Source organism: Enterobacter sp. H2G27 (assembly GCF_054403075.1).
This window is the reverse complement of the sequence record NZ_JBSVSI010000001.1, coordinates 4,092,500-4,106,763: the sequence shown is the minus strand read 5'-3', so window position 1 is coordinate 4,106,763 and position 14,264 is coordinate 4,092,500. Positions and strand designations below refer to the sequence as shown.

Sequence of the window (14,264 nt, the reverse complement as noted above, 5' to 3'; positions counted from 1 at the left end):
ATTACTCTCCTTGCGGTGCGCTTTCAGGCGCAGCAGCCGGAGCAGGTGCCGCTCCGCTCGTCTGCTCTGCAGGTACACCCGGCTGCGCCAGAAGATTGCGTACGCGCGTCTGCATCAGTTTCTCCAGAATCGGCTGGCTGGCCAGCTTGTCCGGCACGTTCATGGTGATGTTCTGCTGGCTTAACTTATCAATGTCTTCGAGGAAGGCGGTGGTCGTCGCATCATCGGTGTTGTAGTAGGCGCGTACCCACGTTGAGACATTATCAAGCGCCTGTTTATAGGTCTCTTCCTGATGACGCGGCACGGCCTGGGCCGCCACCAGCAGACGGGAACGAATGTTCTCGCGCAGATAGATGTCCTGGTTCGGCGCGAGCAGCGGTACGGCAGTTTCGTCGCGACGGCGGATCGTGATAAAGCTGTCCATAAAGTTCTGCCAGCTTTTTTGCAGGTTTATGCGCCATTCGCTCAGGGAACTGGAAAGCTCGGTACCGTCGGAATCCATCGGGGAGTCGTCGTCGTTGTTATCCGCCAGCTGCAGGTTATCAATCTGATTCGAAAGCTGATTCACTTTAAGGATAATGCCATCGTAATCCACCTGTGAGACGGCGGAGAGGCTGGCGATGTCTTCGGTAATCGCGCGACGAGCGGTGATAAGGCTTGGATCGTTCATGTCGGCCAGGCTTGCATCGGCGCTTTTCAGCAGTGCGGCGGCGGTGGTCACGTCCTGGTCGCTCCAGAGCTTACGTCCGGCGAGCTTCACCAGGAAGTCGGCCTGCGAGAGCAGCCAGGTTTTGGCATCAGTGCCGGAAATCGTGGCGACTTTCTGCTGTACTTCACCCAGCTGTTTGGTCAGCTCTTCCTGTTTGCCGTTCGCTTCGGCAAGCGCGGCGGCCTGCTGCTTAATCACGGCTTCCAGCTCGGTTTTCTGCGTCTCCTGCTCTTTTTGCAGGGCAGTGAGCTGATTCACCAGCGCGTCGCTGGTGGACGTCTGGTTAGCGCTCTGTTGCTTCACCAGCCCGTACAGGCCAACCCCCGCAGCCAGCGCAATGGCGATGGCAATCGCGCTCAGCGCGAGGCTCGTTTTGTTGCTGCCGTTTTTCTTCTCAGCGGTTTTCTCAGTCGTCTCTGGCTGTGGCGTCGTCTCCACAGTCTCCCTGGTCTCTTCAACCACGGCGGAGGATTTGTCGTGTTCCGTCATTATGGCTTCCCATTTGAGAGTTATTGTAATGCGCGCAGCAGCGCATCGTTGTCGGCGTTATCAGCGATCCGAATATCCTGCCAGCCCAGTTCCCGGGCCTGGTTCGCCAGACGCTCACTGACGACCAGAAGCCGACAGCGGAGTAACCAGTTTTCGCGATACCAAAGCGGTATCAGCGACCAAAGCTGTTGTAACATTTCACCGCTGGTGACCACCAGCGTATTAATGCCGCGCGCGTGCCAGCGCATCGCCTCTTCCGCGCCGTCGTAGTGTTTTGCACAGCGCTGATAGCACTCAACGAACGTTACGTCGGCACCGCGTTCACGCAGCGTTTCACCCAGCAGCTCGCGGCCACCGTTGCCGCGCAAAATGAGCGCACGCTTTCCGGCAATAGTTTGTAATTCAGGTAATTGTAGCAAGACTTCACTGATTTCCCGATCTAACGGGTAACGAACGTCCGCGCTGCTTACTGTATGCAGCGCCAGTGCCGTTGTTCGGCCAATCGCGAAATAGCGGGGGGCAACTGGCCAGGCCAAACTCTGCTGTTGCAGCTGCGCATGGGCAAATTCCACCGCATGTTGCGACAGCGCAAACAGCAGGTCGCCGTCCTGAAGGGTATTCATCTGGTCGGCGAGCGCAGAGAGCTCCCGACCGGGGGAGAATTCAATGAGAGGAAAACTCCAGGCCACCTGCCCCAGTGCGCGCAGACGGCTCACTAACTGCTCTCCTGCGGGAGAAGGGCGGGTGACGAGAATACTCATGCAGGGGGTTCTCCGTTGTAAACGTCAGCCAGAATCTCGCGGGCGCCGTTATCCAGTAATTCTTCCGCCAGCGACACGCCAAGCTGCTCGGCATCTTGCGCTTTACCGCGACGTTCGCCGCGTACCATCTGCGAACCGTCCGGGGCGCCCACCAGCGCGCGCAGCCACAGTTCGCCATTCGTCAATTCAGCATAGCTGCCAATTGGAACCTGGCACCCGCCTTCGAGGCGGGTATTCATCGCCCGTTCCGCTTTTACGCGGGTAGCGGTCTCGTCATGGTTCAGCGGTGCGAGCAGTTCGCGGGTACGCGCATCGTTCAGGCGGCACTCGATGCCGACTGCACCCTGGCCCACGGCCGGCAGCGACAGCTCTGGCGGCAACGCCACGCGAATGCGCGACTCCAGCCCCAGACGCTTCAGACCGGCAACGGCGAGGATAATGGCATCGTAATCGCCGTTATCCAGCTTGCCCAGACGCGTGCCGACGTTACCGCGCAGTGAGCGGATGATCAGGTCAGGACGACGCTCCGCCAGCTGACACTGACGGCGTAAACTGGACGTGCCAACCACGCTACCCTCCGGCAGCGCGTCGAGCGAGTCGTAGTGGTTGGAGACAAACGCATCGCGCGGATCTTCGCGCTCGCAGATGGTCACCAGTCCCAGCCCTTCCGGGAACTCGACGGGCACGTCTTTCATCGAATGTACGGCGATATCGGCGCGGTTCTCAAGCAATGCCAGTTCCAGTTCTTTGACAAACAGGCCTTTGCCGCCCACTTTCGCCAGGGGCGTATCGAGGATCACGTCACCGCGTGTGACCATCGGCACCAGCTCGACGCGCAATCCACTGTGGCAGGCTTCCAGGCGCTGCTTCACATAATGTGCCTGCCAGAGCGCGAGAGGGCTTTGGCGTGTGGCAATTCTCAAAACATTGTCTAACATGCTTGTTACCGTCATTATCAATCGCTAACCATCCTAACATTGTTGACTCTGGGATGGCAGTTTTACGGTTGATGAGCGTGAGAGGGACAAGGCGGCGTATTCGTCAGCCAGAGCCGTATTCAGGAATTTACACGTACAGAACGGTGCTACACTTGTATGTAGCGCATCTTTCTTTACGGTCAACCGGCAAGGTGTTAAATTGATCACGTTTTAGACCATTTTTTCGTCGGTACCACCAAAAATGATAAGGGCGAAAAAGGGTAACGGTTATCTTTTTGAAATACTGCGGGTCCGCTGTTACTCGTGTTTTGAATAGCTTGCGACACCCGGAAACATCAGGCGATACGTCTTGTACCTCTATATTGAGACTCTGAAACAGAGACTGGATGCCATAAATCAACTGCGTGTGGATCGCGCGCTTGCTGCCATGGGCCCTGCTTTCCAGCAGGTATACAGTCTGCTGCCGACATTATTGCACTATCACCATCCGCTGATGCCTGGCTACCTTGACGGTAACGTTCCCCAGGGCATTTGCCTTTTCACGCCTGATGAAACCCAACAGCATTATCTGAACGAGCTGGAACTTTACCGCGGCATGCCGCCACAGGAATCTCCAAAAGGTGAACTGCCTATTACCGGCGTTTACTCAATGGGGAGCACCTCATCGGTAGGGCAAAGCTGTTCTTCGGACCTGGACATCTGGGTCTGTCATCAGTCCTGGCTCGATAACGACGAGCGTCAGCTACTGCAGCGTAAATGCAGCCTGCTGGAGAGCTGGGCGGCCTCGCTCGGCGTGGAAGTGAGCTTCTTCCTGATTGATGAAAACCGTTTCCGCCATAACGAAAGCGGCAGTCTGGGTGGTGAGGACTGCGGCTCGACTCAGCACATCTTATTGCTGGATGAATTCTACCGTACTGCTGTGCGTCTGGCCGGGAAGCGTATTCTGTGGAATATGGTCCCGTGCGAAGAAGAAGAGCATTACGATGACTACGTCATGTCGCTTTACGCGCAGGGCGTACTGACGCCAAACGAATGGCTGGATCTCGGCGGCCTCAGCTCTCTGTCAGCAGAAGAGTATTTTGGCGCAAGCCTCTGGCAGCTCTATAAGAGTATCGACTCACCGTATAAAGCGGTGCTGAAAACGCTGCTGCTGGAAGCCTATTCCTGGGAATACCCTACGCCGCGCCTGCTGGCGAAAGATATCAAGCAGCGTCTGCACGACGGGGAAATCGTCTCCTTCGGGCTGGACGCCTACTGCATGATGCTGGAGCGCGTAACCGAGTACCTGAAAGCCATCGATGACACCACGCGTCTTGACCTGGTGCGTCGATGTTTCTATCTCAAAGTCTGTGAGAAATTGAGCCGCGAACGCGCCTGCGTGGGCTGGCGTCGTGAAGTGGTCAGTCAGTTAGTGAAAGAGTGGGGATGGGACGAAGCGCGTCTGTCCATGCTCGATAACCGGGCCAACTGGAAAATCGATCAGGTGCGTGAAGCGCACAACGAACTGCTCGATGCGATGATGCAAAGCTACCGCAACCTGATCCGCTTTGCGCGCCGTAACAACCTCAGCGTTTCTGCCAGCCCGCAGGACATCGGGGTATTGACCCGTAAGCTTTACGCCGCGTTTGAAGCGCTGCCGGGTAAAGTTACCCTGGTTAACCCGCAGATTTCGCCAGACCTGTCTGAACCGAATCTGACCTTTATCTTTGTGCCGCCGGGCCGTGCAAACCGCACCGGGTGGTATCTTTACAACCGTGCGCCAAGCATGGATTCAATTATCAGCCATCAGCCGCTGGAGTATAACCGCTACCTGAACAAGCTGGTGGCCTGGGCCTGGTTTAACGGTCTGCTGACCTCGCGCACGCGCCTGTTTATCAAAGGCAACGAGGTGGTTGATCTTGCTAAGCTGCAGGAGATGGTCACGGATGTATCGCACCACTTCCCGCTGCGTCTGCCTGCCCCTACGCCGAAAGCGCTCTACAGCCCGTGTGAGATTCGCCATCTGGCGATTATCGTCAACCTGGAATACGACCCGACGGCGGCCTTCCGCAATCAGGTGGTTCACTTTGACTTCCGCAAGCTGGACGTCTTTAGCTTTGGCGAGCAGCAAAACTGCCTGGTAGGCAGTGTCGATCTGTTGTACCGCAACTCGTGGAACGAAGTGCGTACCCTGCACTTCAACGGCGAGCAGGCAATGATCGAAGCGCTGAAAACCATTCTTGGCAAGATGCACCAGGATGCCGCGCCGCCGGACAGCGTGGAAGTGTTCTGCTACAGCCAGCACCTGCGCGGTTTAATTCGCACCCGCGTGCAGCAGCTGGTTTCTGAGTGTATCGAACTGCGTCTCTCCAGTACCCGTCAGGAAACAGGCCGCTTTAAAGCGCTGCGCGTCTCCGGTCAGACCTGGGGACTGTTCTTCGAGCGCCTGAACGTGTCGGTACAGAAGCTGGAAAACGCCATCGAGTTTTACGGCGCGATTTCACACAACAAGCTGCATGGCCTGTCGGTGCAGGTGGAAACCAACCACGTTAAGCTCCCGCAGGTGGTGGACGGATTCGCAAGTGAAGGGATTATTCAGTTCTTCTTTGAAGAGTCGGGCGACGATGCCGGATTCAACATCTACATTCTGGATGAGACCAACCGCGCCGAGGTGTATCACCATTGTGAAGGCAGTAAAGAGGAGCTGGTGCGCGACGTCAGCCGCTTCTACTCCTCTTCGCATGACCGCTTTACCTACGGCTCAAGCTTTATCAACTTTAACCTGCCGCAGTTCTACCAGATTGTGAACGTCGACGGCCGTACGCAGGTGATTCCGTTCCGCACCCAATCCGTCACGCCAACCGCGCCTGCCAATCAGGACACCGCGCCGCTGTTGCAGCAGTATTTCTCCTGAGCCTTTTCGCCGGGTGGCGCTCACGCTTACCCGGCCTACGGTTCGAGCCGTTGTAGGCCCGGTAAGGCGCAGCCGCCACCGGGCAAGAAAACTACCTGAAACGCACGTTCTCACCCGCCTGCGCGGTCGCCGCCTGTTCCAGCAGATCCCAGAACGGTACGCCGCTACGGTCGCAAACCCATTCCCCGTCTTTCAGATCGAAATGATAGCCGCCCTGTTTAGCGGCCAGCCACACCTGGTGAAAGGGCTCCTGGCGGTTAATAATAATTTTGCTGCCATTTTCGAAGCTCAGGGTCAGAATGCCGCCGTTGATTTCACAATCGATATCGCTGTCACCGTCCCAGTCGTCAAGACGCTCTTCGATGGTCATCCACAGGTTGTCGGCAAGGCGATGGAATTCACTGTCGTTCATGGTTTTGTTCCTGTTTTTCGTGATGCCGGCAGTATAACCCTAAATAATTCCCGTTGCAGGAAAGCGGCAAACTCTTGCTTTTGTGTCTTCTCCTGCGATGATAGAAACAGATTTGAACTTACGGGCAACTTTATAATGAAAAACGCTTTCCGAACGCTTGCCGTTCTCATCACGCTGTTTAGCCTGACTGGCTGCGGACTGAAGGGACCACTGTACTTTCCGCCCGCGGATAAAACCGCGCCGCCGCCGACGAAACCGGTTAACAGCGGTATTGAGTCTACCACGCCAAATACTAACGATCGTGGCGACAACGGTGGCCCGACTCAGGTTAATCTCTGACGACAACGTTCTGTACCCGCGCAATGGAGCAAATGATGCAGTTCTCTAAAATGCATGGCCTTGGCAACGATTTTATGGTCGTCGACGCGGTAACGCAGAATGTGTTTTTCTCGCCTGAACTGATCCGTCGCCTGGCGGATCGGCATCTGGGCGTGGGGTTCGATCAGCTGCTGGTGGTCGAGCCACCGTACGATCCCGATCTTGATTTCCACTACCGTATTTTCAACGCGGACGGCAGCGAAGTTAACCAGTGTGGCAACGGCGCGCGCTGTTTCGCCCGCTTTGTCCGCCTGAAAGGGCTGACCAACAAGCGTGATATTCGCGTCAGTACGGCCAATGGTCGCATGGTGCTCAGCGTCACCGATGATGAGCTGGTGCGCGTGAACATGGGCGAGCCTAACTTCGAGCCCTCCGTCGTGCCGTTTCGCGCAAACAAAGCGGAAAAGACCTATATTATGCGTGCGGCCGAGCAGACAGTATTGTGCGGCGTCGTCTCTATGGGTAACCCACACTGCGTGATTCAGGTTGATGATGTGGAAACCGCCGCGGTCGAAACGCTCGGCCCGGTACTGGAAAGCCACGAACGTTTCCCGGAGCGCGCGAACATCGGCTTTATGCAGGTGGTGAAGCGCGAGCACATTCGCCTGCGGGTTTACGAGCGCGGCGCGGGTGAGACTCAGGCCTGCGGAAGCGGTGCCTGTGCTGCGGTGGCCGTGGGCATCTCCCAGGGGTTACTGGCTGAAGAGGTTCGCGTCGAATTACCGGGCGGTCGGCTTGATATCGCCTGGAAAGGACCGGGTCATCCACTGTATATGACTGGCCCGGCGGCACATGTCTATGACGGGTTTATCCATCTATGAAACAACCAGGGGAAGAACTGCAGGAAACAGTGACGGAACTGGACGACAGGGCTGTTGTTGATTATCTGCTGCGCAATCCTGAGTTTTTTATTCGCAATGCACGCGTCGTCGAAGAGATGCGCGTGCCGCACCCGGTTCGCGGAACCGTGTCGCTGGTCGAATGGCACATGGCGCGCTCGCGCAACCACATCAGCCAGCTTGAAGAGAACATGACGCTGCTGATGGAGCAGGCCAGCACCAACGAAAGCCTGTTCTATCGACTGCTGCATCTGCAGGCGCGTCTGGCGTCGGCGCACAGTCTCGACGAGTTCCTCAGCCGTTTCCACCGCTGGGCGCGCGAGCTGGGGCTGGCGGGCGCAACGATTCGTCTTTTCCCTGACCGCTGGCGCATCGGCGCGCCGTCGGGATTTACCCATCTGGCACTCAGCCGTCAGGCATTTGAACCGCTGCGCATTCAGCGTCTGGGCCATGATCACCACTATCTGGGGCCGCTGAACGGGCCTGAGCTGCTGGTGGTATTACCGGAAGCCAAAGCGATTGGCTCGGTGGCGATGTCGCTGATGGGGCGCGATGGCGATCTGGGCGTCATATTATTTACCAGCCGCGACGCGCATCACTACGAGCAGGGGCAAGCCACGCACCTGCTGCAGGAGATCGCCCTGATGCTGCCTGAGCTGCTGGAGCGCTGGATTGAGCGCGTATGACGGACGGACTGCTCGCCACTGACGTCTCGCGCTTTCTGCGCTATCTCGGCGTGGAACGTCAGCTTAGCCCCATTACGCTGCTTAACTATCAGCGTCAGCTTGATGCCATCATGCAGATCGCCGACGAAATCGGCCTGAAAAGCTGGCAACAATGTGACGCTGCGACGGTACGCGGGTTTGTCGTGCGTAGCCGTAAAAAAAATCTCAGCCCGGCAAGCCTGGCGCTCAGGCTCTCTGCGCTGCGCAGCTTCTTCGACTGGCTGGTCAGCCAGGGGGGCTTAAAAGCCAACCCGGCAAAAGGGATCGCCACGCCGAAGGCGCCGCGCCATCTGCCTAAAAATATTGACGTTGACGACGTAAACCGCCTGCTGGATATCGACCTTAACGATCCGCTGGCCGTGCGCGACCGCGCGATGCTGGAGGTGATGTACGGTGCCGGGTTACGTCTGTCTGAACTCGTTAACCTCGACCTCAAGCATCTCGATCTGGAATCTGGCGAAGTGTGGGTAATGGGTAAGGGCAGCAAAGAGCGCCGCCTGCCGATTGGCCGCAATGCGGTCTCCTGGATTGAGCACTGGCTTGACCTGCGCGGGCTGTTTGGCACCGAAGAGGATGCGCTGTTCCTGTCGAAGCTTGGCAAGCGGATCTCGGCGCGTAACGTGCAGAAGCGCTTTGCGGAGTGGGGTATTAAGCAGGGGCTGAACAGCCACGTTCACCCGCACAAGCTGCGCCACTCCTTTGCGACACACATGCTTGAGTCGAGCGGCGATCTGCGCGGCGTGCAGGAACTGCTTGGCCACGCAAATCTGTCGACCACTCAAATCTATACCCACTTAGACTTCCAGCACCTTGCCTCGGTGTATGACGCGGCGCATCCACGCGCCAAACGGGGGAAATAATGCGTTTTTACCGCCCACTCGGTCAGATCTCAGCCCTGACGTTTGACCTTGATGACACTCTTTATGACAACCGCGAGGTGATCCTGCGCACCGAGCAGGAGTCCCTGGCGTTTGTGCAGAACTACCATCCCGCACTGAAGGCGATACAGAACAAGGACTTCCAGAAGCTGCGCCAGTCCCTGCGTGAGACCGAGCCGGACATTTACCACGACGTGACCGAATGGCGTCGTCGCGCGGTTGAGCAGGCGATGCTCAACGTGGGTCTGAGCGCGCAGGATGCCGCCATTGGGGCGGAAGCGGCCATGGAAAACTTTGCTAAATGGCGCAGCCGTATCGACGTGCCGCAGGAAACCCACGACACGCTGGCGAAGCTTGCCGAAAAGTGGCCGCTGGTGGCCATCACCAACGGCAATGCCCAGCCGGAGCTGTTTGGCCTCAGCGATTATTTTGAATTCGTGCTGCGTGCGGGTCCTCACGGGCGCGCGAAGCCGTTCAGTGACATGTACCATCTGGCGGCAGATAAGCTTAACCTGCCGCTGGGTGAGATCCTGCACGTGGGGGATGACCTGACCACAGACGTGGCCGGCGCCATCCGCTGCGGGATGCAGGCCTGCTGGATCAAGCCGGAAAATGCTGACCTGATGATCGCCTCCGATAGCCGTCTTCTGCCGCACGTGGAAATTTCGCGGTTGGCATCCCTCACGACGCTGATATAATCATCAATTGTTCTGTATAAATTAACAGGGTTTTGACGAATGCTATTCGCCAGCCCGACATGACGTGACGGTGCCAATGGACGTTTCTTACCTGCTCGACAGCCTTAATGACAAACAGCGTGACGCGGTTGCCGCCTCGCGCACCAACCTGCTGGTGCTGGCTGGAGCGGGCAGTGGTAAGACGCGCGTGCTGGTTCACCGTATCGCCTGGCTGCAGAGCGTGGAAAACTGCTCGCCGTACTCCATCATGGCGGTCACGTTCACCAACAAAGCGGCGGCGGAGATGCACCACCGCATCGCCCAGCTGATGGGCACCAGCCAGGGCGGCATGTGGGTCGGCACCTTCCACGGCCTGGCGCACCGCCTGCTGCGCGCACACCACATGGACGCCAACCTGCCGCAAGATTTCCAGATCCTCGACAGCGAAGACCAGCTCCGTCTGCTGAAACGCCTGATCAAGGCGATGAACCTCGACGAGAAGCAGTGGCCGCCGCGTCAGGCGATGTGGTACATCAACAGCCAGAAAGACGAGGGGCTGCGCCCGCACCACATTCAGAGCTTCGGCAACCCGGTCGAGCAGACCTGGCAGAACGTCTACAAGGCCTATCAGGAAGCGTGCGATCGCGCCGGTCTGGTGGATTTTGCCGAGCTGCTGCTGCGCGCCCACGAGCTGTGGCTGAACAAACCGCACATCCTGCAGCACTACCGTGAACGCTTCACCAATATCCTGGTGGACGAATTCCAGGATACCAACAACATCCAGTACGCGTGGATCCGCCTGCTGGCCGGCGATACCGGCAAGGTGATGATCGTGGGCGATGATGACCAGTCGATCTACGGCTGGCGCGGGGCGCAGGTGGAGAACATCCAGCGCTTCCTCAACGATTTCCCCGGCGCGGAAACCATCCGTCTGGAGCAGAACTACCGCTCAACCAGCAACATCCTGAGCGCGGCCAACGCCCTGATTGAGAACAACAACGGGCGTCTGGGTAAAAAGCTGTGGACCGACGGTGTCGATGGCGAACCGATTTCGATTTACTGCGCCTTCAACGAGCTCGACGAAGCGCGCTTCGTGGTGAACCGCATTAAAACCTGGCAGGACAATGGCGGCGCGCTGGAGCAGTGCGCCATTCTCTATCGCAGCAACGCCCAGTCGCGCGTGCTGGAAGAGGCGCTGCTGCAGGTGAGCATGCCGTACCGCATTTATGGCGGTATGCGCTTCTTCGAACGTCAGGAAATCAAAGATGCGCTGTCGTATCTGCGTCTGATTGCCAACCGTAACGACGACGCGGCGTTTGAACGCGTGGTCAACACTCCGACCCGCGGGATTGGCGACCGCACGCTGGACGTGGTGCGTCAGGCCTCGCGCGACCGCCAGCTGACTCTGTGGCAGGCGTGCCGCGAGCTGCTGCAGGAAAAAGCGCTCGCCGGACGTGCCGCCAGCGCATTGCAGCGCTTCCTTGAGCTGATTGACGCCCTCGCGCAGGAAACGGCCGACATGCCGCTGCACGTGCAGACCGACCGGGTGATTAAAGATTCCGGCCTGCGCACCATGTATGAGCAGGAAAAAGGCGAGAAGGGCCAGACCCGTATTGAGAACTTAGAGGAACTGGTCACGGCAACGCGCCAGTTCAGCTACAACGAAGAAGACGAAGACCTGATGCCGCTGCAGGCGTTCCTCTCCCACGCCGCGCTGGAAGCGGGGGAAGGACAGGCCGATACCTGGCAGGATGCGGTTCAGCTCATGACCCTGCACTCCGCCAAAGGGCTGGAGTTCCCGCAGGTATTCATCGTCGGGATGGAAGAGGGGATGTTCCCGAGCCAGATGTCGTTGGATGAAGGCGGCCGTCTGGAAGAGGAGCGTCGTCTGGCCTACGTGGGCGTGACGCGCGCGATGCAAAAGCTGACGCTGACCTATGCGGAAACCCGCCGTCTGTACGGTAAAGAGGTCTATCACCGTCCGTCGCGCTTTATCGGTGAACTGCCGGAAGAGTGCGTGGAGGAGGTGCGTCTGCGGGCAAGCATCAGTCGTCCTGTCAGCCATCAGCGCATGGGATCGCCGATTGCGGAAACCGACACTGGCTACAAGCTGGGCCAGCGCGTGCGCCATTCGAAGTTTGGCGAAGGCACCATTGTGAATCTGGAAGGCAGCGGCGAGCACAGCCGCCTGCAGGTGGCGTTCCAGGGGCAGGGGATCAAATGGCTGGTGGCGGCCTACGCGAAGCTGGAAACAGTCTAACATTCAGAAAAATATCATTATTTTGTAATAATCTGCTAGCCTTATACGTTGAAGGTCAATTAATGCCCTTCAGCGTTTCGTTGCGTGTTGACGCCACAGTTATAGCTGGCGTAACATGCGCGCACGATTACGCTAAGAGGACATTCGCCTTGGACACACCCAGTAGATACTGGCTCAATTCCCTGTCATCCAGGAACAACTCCTAAGGCTATCTCCTCTTGCTGATGGCCTTAGTGGTTGTCAGCGACTGCATTATTCCCGTCGCGCTGAGTCAGGCTGTTTAATGGTCTGAAACCCAATTTGTTTCTGTGTGCCCACCGAACTGTCCGATATTTTTTGCATTGGGAGTCCCGGTCATGTTGAGCGCATTTCAACTCGAAAATAACCGACTGACTCGGCTTGAAGCCGAAGAGTCACAGCCCCTCATTGATGCCGTATGGGTGGATCTGGTCGAGCCGGACGACGATGAGCGCCTTCGCGTACAATCTGAGCTGGGGCAAAGCCTGGCAACCCGCCCGGAATTGGAAGACATCGAAGCATCCGCGCGTTTTTTTGAAGACGAAGACGGTCTGCATATTCACTCCTTCTTCTTCTTTGAAGATGCGGAAGACCACGCGGGTAACTCCACCGTGGCGTTTACCATTCGCGACGGCCGCCTGTTTACGCTGCGCGAGCGCGAGCTGCCGGCATTCCGTCTCTACCGCATGCGCGCCCGCAGCCAGGCAATGGTGGATGGTAACGCTTACGAGCTGCTGCTCGATCTGTTCGAGACCAAAATTGAACAGCTGGCGGACGAAATTGAAAACATCTACAGCGATCTGGAAAAGCTGAGCCGCGTGATCATGGAAGGCCATCAGGGCGATGAGTACGACGAAGCGTTGTCCACGCTGGCAGAGCTGGAAGATATCGGCTGGAAGGTGCGTTTGTGCCTGATGGATACCCAGCGCGCGCTGAACTTCCTGGTGCGCAAGGCGCGTCTGCCGGGCGGTCAGCTGGAGCAGGCGCGTGAGATCCTGCGCGATATCGAATCCCTGCTGCCGCACAACGAATCCCTGTTCCAGAAGGTCAACTTCCTGATGCAGGCGGCGATGGGCTTTATCAACATCGAGCAGAACCGCATCATCAAGATCTTCTCGGTGGTTTCTGTAGTGTTCCTGCCGCCAACGCTGGTGGCATCCAGCTACGGGATGAACTTCGAGTTTATGCCGGAGCTGAAGTGGAGCTTTGGTTACCCGGGGGCGATTATCTTTATGATCCTCGCGGGGCTGGCGCCGTATCTGTACTTTAAGCGCCGGAACTGGCTGTAAAAATCTGGTGGGTGGCGCTGCGCTTACCCGCCCTACGATCGAATTCCCTCTCCCTGTGGGAGAGGGTTAGAGTTAGGGCAACTTCACAGCCCTTTGCGCCCCCTGCGCTGGGTATAAATCGCATCGGCGACGAAAATCGCCAGCGCCACCCAGATAAAGGCGAACGTCACCATCTTATCCGCCCCTGGCACCTCACCGTAGAACACCACCGCCAGCAGGAACATCAGCGTCGGTCCAATGTACTGGAAGAAACCCAGCGTGGAGAGACGCAGGCGCGTCGCCGCACCGGTGAAGCACAGCAGTGGAATAGTGGTCACCACGCCCGCCGCCATCAGCATCAGGTTCAGCGACCACGGGTTGCTGCCCATGTGGCTGGTTGGGCTGTCGGCGATGCCGAAAAGATAAATCGCCGCCACGGGCAGCAGCCACAGGGTTTCAAACAGCATCCCCGTCTGCGCTTCTACCGCAATCTTCTTACGCACCAGACCGTAGAACGCAAAGCTGAACGCCAGGCCGAGGGCAATAATCGGCAGCGAGCCGAAGGTCCAGAGCTGCACCAGTACGCCGCAGAAGGCCAGAATCACCGCCACCCACTGCATCCGGCGGAAGCGCTCACCGAGGAAAATCATCCCCAGCACGATATTCACCAGCGGGTTAATGAAGTACCCCAGGCTCGCTTCGAGCATGTGATGGTTATTCACCGCCCAGATAAACAGCAGCCAGTTGCCGCCAATCAGCACGGCAGAAAGTGCCAGCAGGAAGATCTTCTTCGGGGTTTGCAGCAGCGTTTTGACGCCCGACCACTGACGGCTGAGGCTCATCAGCGCAATCATAAAGAAGAACGACCAGATGACGCGGTGAGTCAGGATCTCATCGGCCGGAACGTAGGCGATAAGCTTGAAATACGCCGGGGCGATACCCCAAATAAAATAAGCGGCAAGGGCGAGTAAAACGCCCTGCCGCGTCTGTTTAGCATCCATCGGGAAAATCCGTTACAA

General features: G+C 57.7%; 14 protein-coding genes. 9 read left to right on the top strand and 5 right to left on the bottom strand.

Going from position 1 to position 14,264, the window contains the following annotated elements; genetic code table 11:
* Position 1: 1 nt before the first annotated feature.
* From hemX to hemC, 3 genes are read right to left on the bottom strand one after another with little or no spacing between them, the layout of a single operon-like run.
* Positions 2–1,198, bottom strand: coding sequence for a uroporphyrinogen-III C-methyltransferase (hemX, locus tag ACW9E7_RS19570; protein WP_458728242.1), 1,197 nt, complete (start codon positions 1,196–1,198; stop codon positions 2–4).
* Positions 1,199–1,218: 20 nt separating this feature from the next.
* Positions 1,219–1,959 (bottom strand): uroporphyrinogen-III synthase, encoded by a 741-nt coding sequence (gene hemD, locus ACW9E7_RS19565; protein ID WP_458728241.1) that lies wholly within the window; start codon positions 1,957–1,959, stop codon positions 1,219–1,221.
* Positions 1,956–2,897, bottom strand: a complete 942-nt coding sequence (gene hemC / locus ACW9E7_RS19560) for a hydroxymethylbilane synthase (protein WP_143345649.1) — start codon at positions 2,895–2,897, stop codon at positions 1,956–1,958. The genes hemD and hemC overlap by 4 nt, the downstream gene beginning before the upstream one ends.
* Before the next feature lie 349 nt (positions 2,898–3,246).
* On the opposite strand from hemC, the gene cyaA reads away from it, so the two are divergent.
* On the top strand, positions 3,247–5,790 hold the full coding sequence (cyaA, locus tag ACW9E7_RS19555; RefSeq protein WP_458728240.1) for a class I adenylate cyclase: 2,544 nt from the start codon (positions 3,247–3,249) through the stop codon (positions 5,788–5,790).
* Between the two features lie 91 nt (positions 5,791–5,881).
* On the opposite strand, the gene cyaY is transcribed toward cyaA, so the two are convergent.
* Positions 5,882–6,202 carry an iron donor protein CyaY gene (gene cyaY / locus ACW9E7_RS19550; protein WP_458728239.1) on the bottom strand — a complete coding sequence of 107 codons (321 nt, stop codon included), beginning with the start codon at positions 6,200–6,202 and terminating at the stop codon, positions 5,882–5,884.
* A gap of 135 nt (positions 6,203–6,337) precedes the next feature.
* On the opposite strand from cyaY, the gene lptM reads away from it, so the two are divergent.
* From lptM to corA, 8 genes are all read left to right on the top strand, one after another.
* Complete coding sequence (lptM, locus tag ACW9E7_RS19545) at positions 6,338–6,541, top strand: LPS translocon maturation chaperone LptM (protein WP_024907980.1); 204 nt, start codon at positions 6,338–6,340, stop codon at positions 6,539–6,541.
* Between the two features lie 35 nt (positions 6,542–6,576).
* A complete protein-coding gene (gene dapF, locus ACW9E7_RS19540; RefSeq protein ID WP_008501545.1) occupies positions 6,577–7,401 on the top strand; it encodes a diaminopimelate epimerase in 825 nt (274 codons plus the stop codon).
* Entirely contained in the window at positions 7,398–8,105 is a 708-nt protein-coding gene (locus tag ACW9E7_RS19535; protein WP_111963533.1) for a DUF484 domain-containing protein, read from the top strand. The genes dapF and ACW9E7_RS19535 overlap by 4 nt, the downstream gene beginning before the upstream one ends.
* Positions 8,102–9,004 (top strand): tyrosine recombinase XerC, encoded by a 903-nt coding sequence (gene xerC, locus ACW9E7_RS19530; protein WP_252034854.1) that lies wholly within the window; start codon positions 8,102–8,104, stop codon positions 9,002–9,004. Before ACW9E7_RS19535 ends, xerC begins: the two co-directional genes overlap by 4 nt.
* Positions 9,004–9,720 (top strand): 5-amino-6-(5-phospho-D-ribitylamino)uracil phosphatase YigB, encoded by a 717-nt coding sequence (yigB, locus tag ACW9E7_RS19525; protein ID WP_045909227.1) that lies wholly within the window; start codon positions 9,004–9,006, stop codon positions 9,718–9,720. The genes xerC and yigB overlap by 1 nt, the downstream gene beginning before the upstream one ends.
* Before the next feature lie 76 nt (positions 9,721–9,796).
* Entirely contained in the window at positions 9,797–11,959 is a 2,163-nt protein-coding gene (uvrD, locus tag ACW9E7_RS19520) for a DNA helicase II (RefSeq protein ID WP_458728238.1), read from the top strand.
* Positions 11,960–12,108: 149 nt separating this feature from the next.
* Positions 12,109–12,165, top strand: coding sequence for a YsgD/CorL family protein (gene ysgD / locus ACW9E7_RS19515; RefSeq protein WP_212743980.1), 57 nt, complete (start codon positions 12,109–12,111; stop codon positions 12,163–12,165).
* A gap of 150 nt (positions 12,166–12,315) precedes the next feature.
* Entirely contained in the window at positions 12,316–13,266 is a 951-nt protein-coding gene (gene corA, locus ACW9E7_RS19510; RefSeq protein ID WP_008501540.1) for a magnesium/cobalt transporter CorA, read from the top strand.
* An 83-nt stretch (positions 13,267–13,349) separates the two neighbouring features.
* Here corA and rarD read toward each other — a convergent pair whose 3' ends face one another.
* Positions 13,350–14,246, bottom strand: coding sequence for an EamA family transporter RarD (gene rarD / locus ACW9E7_RS19505; protein WP_008501539.1), 897 nt, complete (start codon positions 14,244–14,246; stop codon positions 13,350–13,352).
* Between the last annotated feature and the right edge of the window lie 18 nt (positions 14,247–14,264).